The sequence below is a fragment of the Streptomyces sp. SLBN-31 genome (genome assembly GCF_006715395.1).
GTDB lineage: Bacteria > Actinomycetota > Actinomycetes > Streptomycetales > Streptomycetaceae > Streptomyces.
In genome coordinates, this window is record NZ_VFNC01000003.1 from 567,047 (window position 1) to 580,889 (window position 13,843).

Here is a 13,843-nt window from a genome sequence, read left to right on the forward strand (position 1 = left end):
GTCCGGGTGGTCGGACAGAGTCGCCGCGAGATGGGGGTAATTGCCGGTTTTGCACCGGGGTCCGACCGGAGTCCGACGAGGGTCCGACAGGGATCAGCCGAGGATCCGCACGGTCCTGGAGACGGTGACCTGGTCGATGTCGGAGGTCCTGACCGTGGCCTTCAGGGTCCAGGTTCCGGCGATGGGGAGGGTCAGGGAGTTCGTCCCCCAGTAGCCGCCGAGGTTCTTCAGCCGCGCGTCGACCGGGCCGATCCTCTGGGCGGGGAGCGTGAGGGAGAGCCGCAGTTCGGGGACGGTGGAGATGCCGCCGTCGGGACCGAAGACGACCGCCTGCACGGAGTTGTCGCCGACCCGTGCGGGGTCGAGGGTGATCTGCACCTTGCCCTGGCCGCCGGGGGTGCCGACATCGAACGGGATCATGATCACGGACGTGGCCGGCAGCCCGCCGGCCGTCGCCGGCGCCTGCTGCGCCTCCGCGGCGGCCCGGCCCGGCAGGGTGCCGGTGAGCACCGTGGTGACCACCAGCACGACCACGCCCACGGTGACTTCGGCGAGGACGGAGCGGCGCAGTCCCCGGCGGTGGGCGGCGGACTCCGCCGGACCGGCGGGGGGCCGCGCCGACGGGTCCCCGGCGGACGGTTGCGCCGGGAGGCGGCCTTCGGCGAGGTCGTCCGACGCGGGCAGCGACGGACCGCCGCCGACCGGCTCCGGCACCCGTTCCCGTACGACCGCCCCGGCCGGCTCCCTGACGAGCCGCGCCGTCCACTGCCGGGAGAGCCACGCCAGGGCCAGCAGCAGCACGACGGCGGCCAGTTTGGCGAGCAGCAGACGACCGTACGTCGTCCCCGTGAGCGCGTTCAGGGAGCCGAGGCCGCGCCAGGACTGGTAGACGCCGGTGACCACCAGGACGGTCACACAGGCCGGGGCGAGACGGGAGAAGCGGGCCACCGCGGCCGGAGCGAGCTCGGTGCGGTGCAGCAGGACCAGCAGCGCCGTGAGGCCGCCCAGCCAGACGGCCATGGCCAGCAGATGCAGCACCGAGGACGCCATGGCCAGGGGCACCTGGATGCCGGCCGAGGCGTGCTCGGCGGCGGCCCAGGTCAGCGCGAGCGCGACGGCCAGGACGGTGAGGGCGGCGAGGGGCATGGTGGTGAGCGCGGCGAGGGGCAGGCGGGCGGAGCTCGGAACGGGGCGCGACGTGGCCCCGCGAGCGGCCTCAGGCCCGGCGTTCGCCCGCCGGGCGTCCGCCAGGACGGAGGGACGCCGTTCGCCCTCGTACGGGCCGTTCTGCGCGTCGGCCGGTCCCGCGTCCTCGGCGGCCGGTGGACCCCCGTCGGTCTCGTGCGGCGCCTCCTGGGCCTCCGACGGGCCCGGGGTGGCCTCGGAAGCCGGGTGCGGAGCCCTTGCCCCGGGCGCACCGTCCCCGCCCCTCGCCGCCGACAGCCACGACCACGCCGGACGTTTGCGGAGTGACACGAAGACACCGGCGACGATCAGCAGCAGCGCCAGCCGGACCAGCAGCGCCAGCCCCGGCCGGCCCATCAGGGTCCGGGTGAGCGCCCCGGCGTCGAAGGCCGCCGCCGGGCCCGCCCCGGCCTCGTACGGGGCGCGGAGGGCCAGCAGGAACAGGCTGGTGCCCAGCAGGGTCCACCAGCCCGTCACCAGGGGTTTGCGCAGGGGGGCGGGGTCCGCCGGGCGGCACAGGACGACGAAGGCCGCGGTGCCGACGAGCAGGGCCGCGGCCAGGTAGGCGAGATAGCGGGCGATGTTGTACAGGCCGGCGGTGGCCGGGTTCTCGACCGGGCCGGAGTCCACCCTGGCGACCGTCGCCGAGGGTTTGCCGACCGAGAAGGTGAACGCGCCCGACACCGGGTGGCTGTCCGCCGACACCGCCCGCCAGGCCACCACGTACGTACCGCGCGCGAGGTCGGCGGGGAGCGTCACGCGGGCGGTGTCCGAGCCGCCGGGCCCGTGCTCGGCCCGCCCCGTGGGGACGCGCTTGTTGTGGGGGTCCAGGACGCGGAAGGAGTCGTCGAGCAGGCCGACGGACTCGGTGAAGGTCAGCGTGATCCGGCGGGGCGCCGACTTCAGGACGCTTCCGTCCTCGGGGTCGGTGGACTTCAGGGCCGCGTGGGCCGACGCCGGGCCGGCTCCGCCGAGGACCAGCAGTACCAGCAGGGCGCCCAGCAGCAGCGTTCCCCGCGCTCCCGTGCGCCCGCCGGTTCCCCGCAGCCGCCGTCCGCCGCGCGCACCCTCACACCTCACGTCGTCTCTCCGTCGTCGGACTCGCCGCCTTCCGGTTACGTACGGACGGAAACCGCCGTGTGCTCAGCACCCTCACCACGTCGGCCGCGCCGACACCCCGCCGTCCGTCACCAGGTCGTGTCCCGTGACCCAGGACGCCAGCCGTGAGGCGAGGAACACGCAGGCGTCCCCCACGTCCTCCGGCCGTCCCAGCCGCCCGAGCGGTACCGCCGCCCGCCAGCGCGCCACCCCCTCGGGCCAGGCCTCGGCCAGCCCCTCCCGGTCGATCAGCCCGGGCGAGACGGTGTTGACGCGGATGCCGTACGCCCCGTACTCCAGGGCCGCCGACCGCGCGTGCATGACGACGGCCGCCTTGGAGGCGCTGTAGTGGGCGTGCGCGGGGGCCGGCTGCCGTCCCTCGATGGACGCGATGTGGGTGACCGAACCGCCACCGCCCGCCCGCATGACCTCCGCCGCGGCCTGCGTGCACGCGAAGACACTCGACAGGTTGGCGTCCACGACCGCACGCCACTCGCCCGCCGTCATCCCGGGCAGCTCCTGGACGGGCTGCACCCCCGCGTTGTTGACCAGGGCGTCCAGCCGGCCGCCCCACTCGGCCGCCTCGCCCACCACCCGGCGGCACACGTCCTCGTCGGTGAGGTCGCCCCGCACCACGACGGCCCGACCGCCCGACCGCCCGATCCGGTCGGCCACCTCACGCGCCGCCTCCACGGCCGTACGGCAGTGGACGGCGACCGCGGCCCCCTCCTCGGCGAACCTCAGCGCGATGCCGCGGCCGATGCCGCCGCCCGCGCCGGTGACCAGGGCGACCTGTCCTTCGAGGAGGCTCATGGGCGGGACAGTTCCAGGATCTGGGCCGCCCGGTCGGGATACCGCGCCGTCAGTCGGCCCGCGTCGCCGTGCTCGTACCCCTCGTAGGTGAAGCCGGGGGCCATCGTGCAGCCGAAGAACGTCCACGCGCCCAGCGTCCGGCCGCCCATCCAGGTGCCGGCGGGCACGGTCAGCTGGGGGTGCTGGCCGCCCAGGACGTCCGGGCCGAGGACGGCCGTGGACGAGGTGCCGTCGGGCGCGAGGAGCAGCAGTTCGAGCGGGTCGCCGAGGTAGAAGTGCCAGATCTCGTCGGTCGGCAGGCGGTGCAGGGCGGAGTGGTCGCCGGGGGTCAGCAGGGCGACGATCGCCGTGCCCTCGGGTCGTCCGTCGGCCCGTTCGGGCCCCGCCCAGGTGGCGCGGAACAGGCCGCCCTCGCGGGGGATGGGCTCCAGTGCGTAGTGCGCGATCAGGGCTTCCGGGGTCACCGGCGTCGCCGGCTTCGGCTGGCTCACCTGCCGCACGCTACTCCCCCTCCGGAAGAGCGAGTTGGGTCGTCCTCGCCGGCCGTACAACCATTCGTGTGCCTTGTGTGTCCAGTGGGACGTCCGTTGCCCGGGCAGAGCCCTGGCCAGACTCAGTCGAGGAGTCCCGTTGCGCAGAGCAGCCCTGGTGGCGACCGTGCTCACCGCGTCCGCCGCCGTCACGCTCACCCCGGTCACGGCGTCCGCCACGGCCCCCTACAAGGGCGCCAACACGGCGGCCGTGCAGGACGACTTCAACGGCGACGGGTACCGGGACCTGGCGGTCGGGGCACCCAACGCGTCCAACGGCAGCGTGGACGAGGCCGGTTCGGTCGTCGTGCTGTACGGCTCGGCGTCGTCGGTGAGCAGCACCCGGCGGACCGTGGTCAACCAGGCGACGACCGGTGTCCCCGGCAGCCCGGAGGACGCCGACAACTTCGGCGCCACCGTCACCAGCGCCGACCTGGACCGCGACGGATACGCCGACCTGATCGTCGGCGCGCCCCACGAGACCGTCGGCAGCGACTACTCGCGCGGCTCGGTGACCGTCGTCTGGGGCGGGCCGAACGGGCTCGCGGGCGGCAGCAGCATCCCGGTCCCCTCCGGCTACGGGGAGGGCAGGTCGTACTGCCGCTTCGGACTGTCCCTGGCCACGGGCGACATGAACGGCGACGGCGCACCCGAGCTGAGCGTCGGCTCGGACTGCGAGGGTGCCACGTACACCGGCCCCTTCACGCGCACCGGGAAGGCCGCCCAGACCGTCCGGGACACGTTCTACGGCGAGACCCGCGGCGTCGTGATGGGCGACGTCGACGGCGACGGGAAGGCCGAGCAGTTCTGGCTGCCCGGGCCCACCGACGGCGACCTGCGCGGCCCTGTCTACCTCCAGCACGGCGGAAAGCCCGGAGAGCCCAACCCGACCTCGGTCCACACCGAACTCCCCTACGCCGACGGCCACGCGGGCGTCGTCGGCGACATCAACGGCGACGGCTACGGCGACCTCGTCACCGGCGTCTCCACCGACGACTCCATGTCCGGCGGCCCGGTCGGCTGGGCGCACCGCGGCGGCGAGATCCAGGTCCTGTACGGCAGCGCGCAGGGCATCACCGCGGACCAGAAGCCGAAGGTCTTCCAGCAGGACACCGCGGGCGTGCCCGGCACCGCCGAGGACGGCGACATGTTCGGCCAGTCGATCAGCATCGGGGACGTCGACGGCGACAAGTACGCCGACGTCCTGGTCGGCTCCCCCGGCGAGGGCGTCGGCACCCACGCGGCGGCCGGCACCGCGGTCCTGCTGCGCGGTTCCGCCTCCGGCCTGACCACCGCCGGGGCGGCCGGCTACACCCAGGACACGGCCGGTGTGCCCGGGACCGCCGAGACCGGCGACTGGTTCGGCACGGCCGTCCACCTCACGGACCTGAACAAGGACGGCAAGCTGGAAACCGTCGTGGGAGCGCCCACCGAGAACAGCGACGGCTGCGTGTGGATCGCCCGCGGTTCCTCCGCCGGCCCCGTCCTGAGCGGTTCGGTCAACATCTGCGGCAAGAGCGCGGGCATCACCGTCCACGGCGTCAAGGGCTACTTCGGGGCGGCGCTCGCGGGCACTCACGTGGAGCTCTGACCGCCACGGAGGCATGATCGGGGTCATGGACGTCACCCTTCACCTCGCCCAGGACCCCGAGGCCGACGAACTCCTCGGGCGCTCCCCGCTCGCCGCGCTGGTCGGCATGCTGCTGGACCAGCAGGTCCCGATGGAGTGGGCGTTCAAGGGACCCCGCACCATCGCCGACCGGCTCGGCGCCGACGACCTGGACGCGCACGAGATCGCCGCGCAGGACCCGGAGGCGTTCGTCGCGCTGCTCTCCGAGAAGCCGGCCGTGCACCGTTACCCGGGCTCCATGGCCAAGCGGATCCAGCAGCTGTGCCAGTACCTCGTCGAGCACTACGACGGCAACGCCGAGCTCGTCTGGAAGGGCGTCCCCGACGGCCGCGAGCTGCTGCGCCGCCTGCAGGAGCTGCCCGGCTTCGGCAGGCAGAAGGCGCAGATCTTCCTGGCGCTGCTCGGCAAGCAGCTGGGCGTGCGGCCCGAGGGGTGGCAGGAGGCCGCCGGATCCTACGGCGAGGCGGAGTCCTTCCGCTCGGTCGCCGACATCACCGGCCCGGATTCCCTGGCCAGGGTCCGCGCACACAAGCAGGAGATGAAGGCGGCGGCGAAGGCGGCCAAGAAGCAGGGGTAGGGCCTGCCGCTTGGATCAGGTCGGCCGCAGGAGACGGTGCGTCGCGGCCGAGCCCAGCGGGATCCGGGAGGGAAGTCGACGCGACGGGGGCCGGCCCTGCGGTCGATCCTGCTGCTCGCCCTGTGGATCGGCATCGGCCGGCTCATCCGCGGGATCCCCAGACCCTGGCCGGGGCCTCCGACAACGAGATGCCGGCCAGCGGCCGGCAGATCTTCCTCGGCGCCCTCGCCTTCGTCGCCGGGATCGTATCCGCATCCCGGGCCGCGCCCGACAGGTGCCGCGCACGCTCCGGCCGCGCCTTGTGCTCCGAACGGGCGTATCCGGCACCCGGCGTGCTGAACAGCGGGCGGGTCGGGGGGAGAGGATCCCCGTGACCACCGCACGAAGCCGCCCGCGCTGCCGCTCCTGGCTGCGGGCCCTCGTGCTGCTGCTCGCGCTCCTGGTCCCCCAGGAGGCCTGCCCGGTGCCGTCCGCGGAGCCGCAGGCCGTGAGCGTCGAGTACGACGTCATGGAGGCGGCGGCGCTGCCTCCCCTCCTCCGCTCGGTCCAGCGCCCGGCCGTGCCCCCGCGGCCGGCGCCGCTGTCGCCCCCGGCACCCGACGGGCCCGCGGCGCCCTCCGGGAGCCTCCCGGCGCGCGCCCCGCTTCTCCTGCGCACCGTGGTCCTGCGCTGCTGACAGACCCCGCCCCCACGCAAGGTCAGTCACGACGCGAGGAAGTCAGTCATGCCCAACGACCCGTACGCGATCCTCCGCGCCCTGCTGCGCGCCGAGGCCGCCCGCAGCGCGCCGAAGCCGGACGCGCGGAAACCGCAGCCGAAGCGGCCCCAGGAGGAACGGGGCCGCTGACCGGTCGGCGGAGGCGGGCTACCGCCTCCGCCGTGCCGTGCCGAAGAGCGAGCGGGTGATCTCGCGGCCGATCTGCGTACCGACCGACCGGGCCAGGGACTTGAACATGCCGCTGCCGACGACCTGTTCGACCACGCCCGGCCGCGGCTTCGCCATCGGCGCCCTGGCGGCGTCCTTCATCTCGTCGGGCCCCTTGGCCCCGGCGGGCCGGTCCGAGGTCAGCTTCTCGTACGCCGATTCCCTGTCCACAGCCTGTGCGTAACGCCCGTACAGCGGCGAGGAACGCACCGCGGCGTCCAGGTCGGGGCCCTCGACCGGTCCCATCAGCGACTCGGGCGCGCGCAGCCGGGTGGCGGCCACCGGCGTCGGGGCGCCCTTCTCGCCGAGCACGGTGACCACGGCCTCGCCGGTCCCCAGGCCCGTGAGCAGCTCCTCCAGGTCGTAGGCACTGTTCGGGAAGGTCTTCACCGTCGCCTTGAGGGCCTTGTGGTCGTCCGGCGTGAACGCCCGCAGGGCGTGCTGGACACGGTTGCCGAGCTGGGCTAGGACGTCGGACGGTACGTCCTTCGGGGTCTGGGTGACGAAGAAGACGCCGACTCCTTTCGAGCGAATCAGCCGGACGGTCTGCGTGATCGCGTCGAGGAACGCCTTGGAGGCGTCGTCGAAGAGCAGGTGCGCCTCGTCGAAGAAGAACACCAGGCCCGGCTTCTCCACGTCCCCGACCTCCGGCAGGTCGTGGAAGAGGTCGGCGAGCAGCCACATCAGGAAGGTCGAGAACAGCTGCGGACGGTCCTGTACGGCGGCCAGTTCGAGGACGGAGACGATGCCCCGCCCGTCGGCCGCGGTGCGCAGGAACTCGCCGGTGTCGAACTCCGGCTCCCCGAAGAAGTCGGCCATCCCCTGCGCCTCGAAGGCGGTCAGCGAACGCAGGATGACGCCGGCCGTGGCGGCCGACAGTCCGCCGATGCCCTTGAGCTCCGCCCTGCCCTCGTCGGAGGTGAGGAAGGCGACGACCGCGCGCAGGTCCTTCAGGTCGACCAGGTCCAGGCCCTTGTGGTCGGCGTAGTGGAAGATCAGGCCGAGGGACTGCTCCTGGGTCTGGTTGAGCTGGAGCACCTTGGCGAGCAGCACCGGGCCGAAGCTGGTGACCGTGGCCCGGACCGGGATGCCGTGCCCGATCCCGCCCAGGGCGTAGAACTCGGCGGGGAAGCCGGTGGGCGTCCACTCCTGGTGGACCTCCGCGGCCCGCGCCCCGACCTTGTCGTTCGGCTGCCCGGCGGCCGAGATCCCGGACAGGTCGCCCTTGATGTCGGCGAGGAAGACCGGGACGCCCTGCGCCGACAGCTGCTCGGCGACCAGCTGGAGCGTCTTGGTCTTTCCGGTGCCGGTGGCGCCCGCGACCAGGCCGTGGCGGTTGAGCACGGTCAGCGGGATGCGGATCTGCGCGTCCGGCAGGCACTCCCCGCCCCACATCAGGGCGCCCAGATCCAGGGCCGGGCCGGTGAAGGCGTACCCGGAGGCGATCTCCAGAGCCTCTCGCGGCAAGGCGCGGGCGCTTCCCGGAGCCTCGGAGGCGGTTGCCGGTGGCATGGTCTCTCGATCGCTCATGTCAGACCCTCTGTTCCCGGTTCGGCCCGTTTTGCGGCATCTTTTCCAGCGTCGCACTCCGTCTCCATGGCTGCGCCCGGAAGGTCTTGACCGGTAGGCTTTCCGTGTGATCTTCAAGCGCATCGGAAACGGCCGGCCGTACCCCGACCACGGCCGGGAAAGCACCCGGCAGTGGGCGGACGTCGCGCCGCGCCCGGTCCGCCTCGATCAGCTCGTGACGACCAAGGGACAGCTCGACCTGGAAACGCTCCTGGCCGAGGACTCGACCTTCTACGGCGACCTGTTCGCCCACGTCGTCAAGTGGCAGGGCGACCTCTACCTGGAGGACGGCCTGCACCGCGCGGTGCGGGCGGCGCTGCAGCAGCGCCAGGTGCTGCACGCGCGCGTGCTGGAACTGGACTGACACGCCCGGGATCGAGGACGGTCGGTAAAGGCTTGGCCCTTTCGGGTTCACCTGCGCGGCGTCGAATGATCATCTAGTAGGCATCGCCGCTCAGGCGCACTACGCTGCGCTCATGAGCATGCTGACTCCCCCCGGCATGGGTGGTAAGTACCGGATCAAGGGAGACAAGTACCCCCGGATGCGCCCTCGCCGGAGGCGCGGCAGGCTCGTGCTCGCCGCCACGGCCTCCGTCGTCACGCTCGGCGTGCTCGGCTGGGGCACGCTCCAGCTCGTCGACGTCTTCACCGGCGGCGGCAAGAAGGCCTCGGCGGCCGGCCCCAAGGCGGACTGCTCCACGCGGGTGAGCGCAAGCGCGTCCGCCGCGGCCGCCGCGAAGGTGCCGAAGCCCGCACAGATCACCGTGAACGTCTACAACGCCACCCCGCGCGGCGGGCTGGCCAAGGACACCGCGGACGAGCTCAAGAAGCGCGGCTTCAAGATCGGCGACGTGGGCAACGCGGCCAAGGAGTTCGACAAGAAGGTCAAGGGCACCGGGATACTGCTGGGCCCGGCGTCGTCCCTGAACACCTCGCTGCCCGTGCTGGGGACCCAGCTGGCCGGCGCCGAGCGCCGCACGGACGCCTCCCGCAAGGGAGCCGACGTCGATCTGATCATCGGCACGGGATTCACGTCGCTCACGAAGCAGGCGGACGCGGCCAAGGCGCTGGCCGCGCTGGGCAAGCCGGTGCCGGCGCCCACGTCTTCGAAGAAGAACTGCTGAGACGCCTACGCGCCGTAGGGGTGCGGTGGTGCGGTGGTGCGGCGGCCACCGGCCTGACGTGGCCGGTCGCGCAGTTCCCCGCACCCCTGACTGCGTTGCGGGCAGCCGCTATTCGGCGGCGCCATAGAGGCGGTCTCCCGCGTCGCCCAGGCCCGGCACGATGTAGCCGTGCTCGTTCAGGTGGTCGTCGATCGCCGCCGTCACCACCGTCACCGGCGTGCCAGCCAGCTCCCGCTCCATGAGCTCGACGCCCTCGGGGGCCGCCAGCAGCACGACCGCGGTCACGTCGTCGGCACCGCGCTTGATCAGCTCCTGGATGGCCGCGACCAGCGTCCCGCCCGTCGCCAGCATCGGGTCGAGGACGTAGACCTGGCGTCCGGAGAGGTCTTCCGGCATCCGCGAGGCGTACGTCGAGGCCTGCAGGGTCTCCTCGTTGCGGATCATCCCCAGGAAGCCCACCTCGGCGGTCGGCAGCAGCCGGACCATGCCGTCCAGCATGCCGAGGCCCGCCCGCAGGATGGGGACGACCAGCGGACGCGGACGGGAGAGCTTGACGCCGGTGGTCCGGGCGACCGGCGTCTGGATGTCGATCGCCTCGGTGCGCACGTCGCGCGTGGCCTCGTAGGCGAGCAGGGTGACCAGCTCGTCGGCGAGACGGCGGAAGGTCGCGGAGTCGGTGCGCTGGTCGCGCAGGGTGGTGAGCTTGTGGGCGACCAGGGGGTGGTCGACGACGTGGAGACGCATGGCCTAACAGTAACCGCGCCCGGGGAACGCTCGCTCTGGCATCAAACCGCCCATCGGAGGGAAAGTGGGAGGGACGTAAACGGGGTGGTGAACCAATGCCTGAGCCTGAGTCCCGAGCGGACACGTCACAGCAGGAGACCGACACCGAGCGCAGGCGGCGCAGGGCCCGGTTCCTGCGCGAGCTCGCCGAGGCCCGCGAGCTCCGGGACCGGGTGCAGCCCCGGCGCGCCAAGGCCGCCCGCTTGCGGCACGCCATGCGCATGCGGACGTTCCGCTGGTGACCGGGGGCCGTCGCCGGAGCCGAGTGGGGCAACCGGGTGCATGCGCCTCACGATTGCCGCGTACGATCCCGCTGGTGGTCGATCAAAACGAGCGGACACAGGGAGCCGAAGACGTCCCCTGAGCGTCTTGTTTCTGCCACGATTCCGAGTGGGCGGGGCTCGGAGCCGAGCTCTCCCCGCCCGAACCTCCGCCGGGGGGACCCCCAACCGGCACACCTATGACCAGTGGGAGAGTCACGGTGTACTTCGCCGCACTGCTCGCGCGCACCGAAGACGGGTGGGAAGCGAGCGACACAGAACTCCTCGACAATGTGGAGACGCTGTCGGATCTGGCCGACCTCGCCCGCGAAGCCGCGGCCGAGGACGACACGGTGCTCGTGCTGATCGAGCAGGAGGACGCCTGGTTCGGCGTCGTCCGCATCGACGGCGAGGACGACCCCCGTATCTACGTCTCGGACGCCGCCGCCGCTGCCCGCAGCAGTTACGGCGAGATCCTGCTCACCGACGAACTGCTCGGGAGGGAGCCCGGCGACGACGGCCCCGACCTCGACGCCCTCGATCTCGACGGGACCGAGGACGGCGAGGACGAGGACGACGACGCAGACGAGGTGAGCGGGTCCGCCGAGGCGGTGCCGCACAGCCCCGTCGGCGACGTCGAGATCCTCGACGACCTCGGCGTCGGCGCCAAGGAGCTGCGCTCCCTGGACGAGGACGCCCTGACCACCATCGCCGAGGCCCTGGGAGCCTCGGAGGTCCTGGAGACCGTCCGCTGACGGCGACCGACCCCGTACGTGACCGTTGGCGGGCCGCGATGCGGCTCGCCCTGGACGAGGCCGGGCGGGCCGGCGCCGACGTCCCCGTGGGCGCGGTCGTGCTGGGCCCGGACGGCACGACGGTGATCGGCGGCGGGCACAACGAACGCGAGGCCACGGCGGACCCGACCGCGCACGCCGAGGTCCTGGCGATCCGGCGGGCCGCCGCCGGCCTCGGCCAGTGGCGGCTGTCCGGCTGCACGCTCGTCGTCACCCTGGAGCCGTGCACGATGTGCGCGGGCGCGATCGTGCAGTCCCGCGTGGACCGGGTCGTCTACGGCGCCCGTGACGAGAAGGCCGGCGCGGCCGGTTCCGTCTGGGACGTCGTCCGCGACCGCCGGCTCAACCACCGCCCCGAGGTGATCGAGGGCGTGCTCGGCGAGGAGTGCGCCAGGCTGCTCACCGACTTCTTCCGGGCCCGCTGAGAGCCCCCGAATATCGATTTCAAAGCACGGGCCACTGTGCTGTAAGGTCTCCCTCGGTAGCGTGTCCGAGCGGCCGAAGGAGCTCGCCTCGAAAGCGAGTGTGGCGCAAGTCACCGAGGGTTCAAATCCCTCCGCTACCGCTTGAGAAGGGCCCCGTCGAAAGACGGGGCCCTTTGTGCGTCCGGAGGCCGATCGCAGGACGGGGGAGACGGCTTCGAGGGATGAGCCGTCTCCCCCGGCGGGGACCGGACCCTCAAGTGCGCTGCGCCGACGGGGGAGAGCGGCGGTGCGCACCCCGCAGTGGGGTTCGGTCCCGAGCCCGGGATTCCTGCCAGATCCTTCGGGCTCGATTCCATCCTGCTCCTCGCGGGGGCCGCGCGGATCCGGCAAAGGCCCCGGGCATGCGGGCCGTTGGTCCTTAAAGTCCGTGTGAAGTTACACTCACCGGCGGCAACAGGGGTCCCTAGCAGCACATCAGTCACAGGGGAGGCCGCGATGGCGGTGAACGCGAAGAAGATCGCCGTCTATGTGCTCGTGGTCTTCGCGCTCTACGTGATCATCACGGACCCGGCCAAGGCCGCCGACTACGTCCAGATAGCGTTCGAGGGCATCTCGGACGCCGCCAAGGCCATCGGTGACTTCTTCACCTGGCTCGCCGACGGCGCCAAGTGACCGATCGGCACGACTCAGGAGCGCACATGATCCGCCACCTCGTCCTCTTCAAGCTCGACGAGGGCGTCGAGCGCGACGACCCGCGCGTCGTGGCGGGCGTCGAGGCCTTCCGCTCGCTGGAGGGGAAGATCCCCGAGATCCGCTTCTGGGAGCTGGGCTGGAACCTCAGCGACCGGCCCATCGCCTACGACTTCGCCATCAACTCCGGCTTCGACGACCCGGACGCGCTGCGCCGCTACGTGGAGCACCCCGACCACCAGGCCGGCACGGCCCTGTGGAGGGAGTTCGCCACCTGGGTGATCGCCGACTACGAGTACTGAGCCGGTAGGCCCAGCGAGCCACCCTCATACGGAGCCCTCCGCCGGTACGGCGGGGGGCTTCCGCGCGTCAACACGGGATAACACGGAGTTATGCGGTGCTTGCACACAGTGCACATGTCTTGTGATGCTATGACCGCTTTTGATGGATGAGTTGACCGATGAAGACCGTTTGAAGAGGTGGCGTTGACCGTGTCGGCCAGTACTGCGCCTCCCCAGGAGGTCACGGAAGTAGCGCCGGCCGCTCCGCAGCGCAGCCGCGGCGCCGACACCCGGGCCCTCACCCAGGTGCTCTTCGCCGAGCTCAAGGAACTCAGCCCGGGCACGCCCGAGCACAACCGGGTGCGCGGGGCGCTGATCGAGGCCAACCTCCCGCTCGTGCGCTACGCGGCCGCCCGCTTCCGCTCCCGCAACGAGCCGATGGAGGACGTGGTCCAGGTCGGCACCATCGGGCTCATCAACGCCATCGACCGCTTCGACCCGGACCGCGGCGTGCAGTTCCCGACCTTCGCGATGCCGACGGTCATCGGCGAGATCAAGCGGTACTTCCGGGACAACGTACGGACGGTCCACGTACCGCGCCGGCTGCACGAGCTGTGGGTGCAGGTCAGCAGCGCCACCGAGGACCTGACGACCTCCTTCGGGCGCACCCCGACCACCGCGGAGATCGCCGAGCGGCTGCGGATCTCCGAGGACGAGGTGCTGTCCTGCATCGAGGCCGGCCGCTCCTACCACGCGACCTCGCTGGAGGCCGCCCAGGAGGGCGACGGGCTGCCGGGACTGCTGGACCGGCTCGGCTACGAGGACCCGGCGCTGGACGGCGTGGAGCACCGCGACCTGGTCCGCCATCTCCTCGTCCAGCTCCCGGAACGCGAACAGCGAATCCTTCTGCTGCGCTACTACAGCAATCTCACCCAGTCACAGATCAGCGCGGAACTCGGCGTCTCTCAGATGCACGTCTCGCGGCTACTCGCGCGTAGTTTCCAGCGGCTGCGTTCCGCGAATCGGATCGAGGCATAAGAGGCGCACGGGAGCACACGCGAGAACACGGCGGATCATCGCAGTTCGCATGCAGGATCGAGCCGTAACCGGCGCGAGCGAATCGCTCATCGGCGCTCTTCCCGACAGTTCTGCGCAGAAA

At 72.2% G+C, this 13,843-nt stretch carries 17 protein-coding genes and 1 tRNA gene; 13 read left to right on the plus strand and 5 right to left on the minus strand.

Annotation, left to right across the window (positions count from 1 at the left end; genetic code table 11):
- Nucleotides 1-93 precede the first annotated feature (93 nt).
- From FBY22_RS40155 to FBY22_RS40165, 3 genes are all read right to left on the minus strand, one after another.
- Nucleotides 94-2,193 carry a copper resistance protein CopC gene (locus tag FBY22_RS40155; RefSeq protein WP_142154625.1) on the minus strand — a complete coding sequence of 700 codons (2,100 nt, stop codon included), beginning with the start codon at nucleotides 2,191-2,193 and terminating at the stop codon, nucleotides 94-96.
- 144 nt (nucleotides 2,194-2,337) lie between these two features.
- The gene (locus tag FBY22_RS40160) at nucleotides 2,338-3,096 is read right to left on the minus strand and encodes an SDR family NAD(P)-dependent oxidoreductase (RefSeq protein WP_142153366.1); all 759 of its coding nucleotides are present in this window, start codon (nucleotides 3,094-3,096) and stop codon (nucleotides 2,338-2,340) included.
- On the minus strand, nucleotides 3,093-3,560 hold the full coding sequence (locus FBY22_RS40165) for a cupin domain-containing protein (RefSeq protein ID WP_142154627.1): 468 nt from the start codon (nucleotides 3,558-3,560) through the stop codon (nucleotides 3,093-3,095). Before FBY22_RS40165 ends, FBY22_RS40160 begins: the two co-directional genes overlap by 4 nt.
- Before the next feature lie 166 nt (nucleotides 3,561-3,726).
- Here FBY22_RS40165 and FBY22_RS40170 point away from each other — a divergent pair, with 166 nt between their 5' ends.
- The 4 genes from FBY22_RS40170 to FBY22_RS45600 all read left to right on the plus strand — a co-directional run bounded on the left by FBY22_RS40170 (nucleotide 3,727) and on the right by FBY22_RS45600 (nucleotide 6,680).
- Nucleotides 3,727-5,217 (plus strand): FG-GAP-like repeat-containing protein, encoded by a 1,491-nt coding sequence (locus FBY22_RS40170; protein ID WP_142153368.1) that lies wholly within the window; start codon nucleotides 3,727-3,729, stop codon nucleotides 5,215-5,217.
- Nucleotides 5,218-5,242: 25 nt separating this feature from the next.
- A complete protein-coding gene (locus FBY22_RS40175) occupies nucleotides 5,243-5,833 on the plus strand; it encodes an HhH-GPD-type base excision DNA repair protein (protein ID WP_142153370.1) in 591 nt (196 codons plus the stop codon).
- Between the two features lie 370 nt (nucleotides 5,834-6,203).
- On the plus strand, nucleotides 6,204-6,509 hold the full coding sequence (locus FBY22_RS40180; protein WP_142153371.1) for a hypothetical protein: 306 nt from the start codon (nucleotides 6,204-6,206) through the stop codon (nucleotides 6,507-6,509).
- Between the two features lie 48 nt (nucleotides 6,510-6,557).
- Nucleotides 6,558-6,680: a hypothetical protein gene (locus FBY22_RS45600; protein WP_260845369.1), complete on the plus strand. Its 123-nt coding sequence runs from the start codon at nucleotides 6,558-6,560 to the stop codon at nucleotides 6,678-6,680.
- A gap of 18 nt (nucleotides 6,681-6,698) precedes the next feature.
- Here the strand turns inward: FBY22_RS45600 and FBY22_RS40185 are convergent, their stop codons facing one another.
- The gene (locus FBY22_RS40185; protein ID WP_142153373.1) at nucleotides 6,699-8,288 is read right to left on the minus strand and encodes a helicase HerA-like domain-containing protein; all 1,590 of its coding nucleotides are present in this window, start codon (nucleotides 8,286-8,288) and stop codon (nucleotides 6,699-6,701) included.
- Nucleotides 8,289-8,394: 106 nt separating this feature from the next.
- Here FBY22_RS40185 and FBY22_RS40190 point away from each other — a divergent pair, with 106 nt between their 5' ends.
- The gene (locus tag FBY22_RS40190; RefSeq protein ID WP_003999914.1) at nucleotides 8,395-8,691 is read left to right on the plus strand and encodes a type II toxin-antitoxin system VapB family antitoxin; all 297 of its coding nucleotides are present in this window, start codon (nucleotides 8,395-8,397) and stop codon (nucleotides 8,689-8,691) included.
- Between the two features lie 112 nt (nucleotides 8,692-8,803).
- Nucleotides 8,804-9,451: a LytR C-terminal domain-containing protein gene (locus FBY22_RS40195; RefSeq protein WP_260845370.1), complete on the plus strand. Its 648-nt coding sequence runs from the start codon at nucleotides 8,804-8,806 to the stop codon at nucleotides 9,449-9,451.
- 108 nt (nucleotides 9,452-9,559) lie between these two features.
- Here the strand turns inward: FBY22_RS40195 and upp are convergent, their stop codons facing one another.
- Nucleotides 9,560-10,195 carry a uracil phosphoribosyltransferase gene (gene upp, locus FBY22_RS40200; protein ID WP_142153375.1) on the minus strand — a complete coding sequence of 212 codons (636 nt, stop codon included), beginning with the start codon at nucleotides 10,193-10,195 and terminating at the stop codon, nucleotides 9,560-9,562.
- A 95-nt stretch (nucleotides 10,196-10,290) separates the two neighbouring features.
- Between upp and FBY22_RS40205 the strand changes: the two genes are divergently transcribed.
- From FBY22_RS40205 to FBY22_RS40230, 7 genes are all read left to right on the plus strand, one after another.
- The gene (locus FBY22_RS40205) at nucleotides 10,291-10,476 is read left to right on the plus strand and encodes a hypothetical protein (protein ID WP_142153377.1); all 186 of its coding nucleotides are present in this window, start codon (nucleotides 10,291-10,293) and stop codon (nucleotides 10,474-10,476) included.
- Nucleotides 10,477-10,715: 239 nt separating this feature from the next.
- The gene (locus tag FBY22_RS40210) at nucleotides 10,716-11,249 is read left to right on the plus strand and encodes a hypothetical protein (protein ID WP_142154632.1); all 534 of its coding nucleotides are present in this window, start codon (nucleotides 10,716-10,718) and stop codon (nucleotides 11,247-11,249) included.
- A 38-nt stretch (nucleotides 11,250-11,287) separates the two neighbouring features.
- Nucleotides 11,288-11,713: a tRNA adenosine(34) deaminase TadA gene (tadA, locus tag FBY22_RS40215; protein ID WP_142153379.1), complete on the plus strand. Its 426-nt coding sequence runs from the start codon at nucleotides 11,288-11,290 to the stop codon at nucleotides 11,711-11,713.
- 55 nt (nucleotides 11,714-11,768) lie between these two features.
- A tRNA-Ser gene (locus FBY22_RS40220) sits at nucleotides 11,769-11,853 on the plus strand.
- A gap of 355 nt (nucleotides 11,854-12,208) precedes the next feature.
- Nucleotides 12,209-12,385, plus strand: a complete 177-nt coding sequence (locus FBY22_RS44375; protein WP_174267419.1) for a hypothetical protein — start codon at nucleotides 12,209-12,211, stop codon at nucleotides 12,383-12,385.
- 26 nt (nucleotides 12,386-12,411) lie between these two features.
- Complete coding sequence (locus tag FBY22_RS40225; RefSeq protein WP_142153381.1) at nucleotides 12,412-12,705, plus strand: Dabb family protein; 294 nt, start codon at nucleotides 12,412-12,414, stop codon at nucleotides 12,703-12,705.
- A gap of 177 nt (nucleotides 12,706-12,882) precedes the next feature.
- Nucleotides 12,883-13,722, plus strand: coding sequence for an RNA polymerase sigma factor SigF (locus FBY22_RS40230; RefSeq protein ID WP_142153383.1), 840 nt, complete (start codon nucleotides 12,883-12,885; stop codon nucleotides 13,720-13,722).
- The last annotated feature ends 121 nt before the right edge of the window (nucleotides 13,723-13,843 follow it).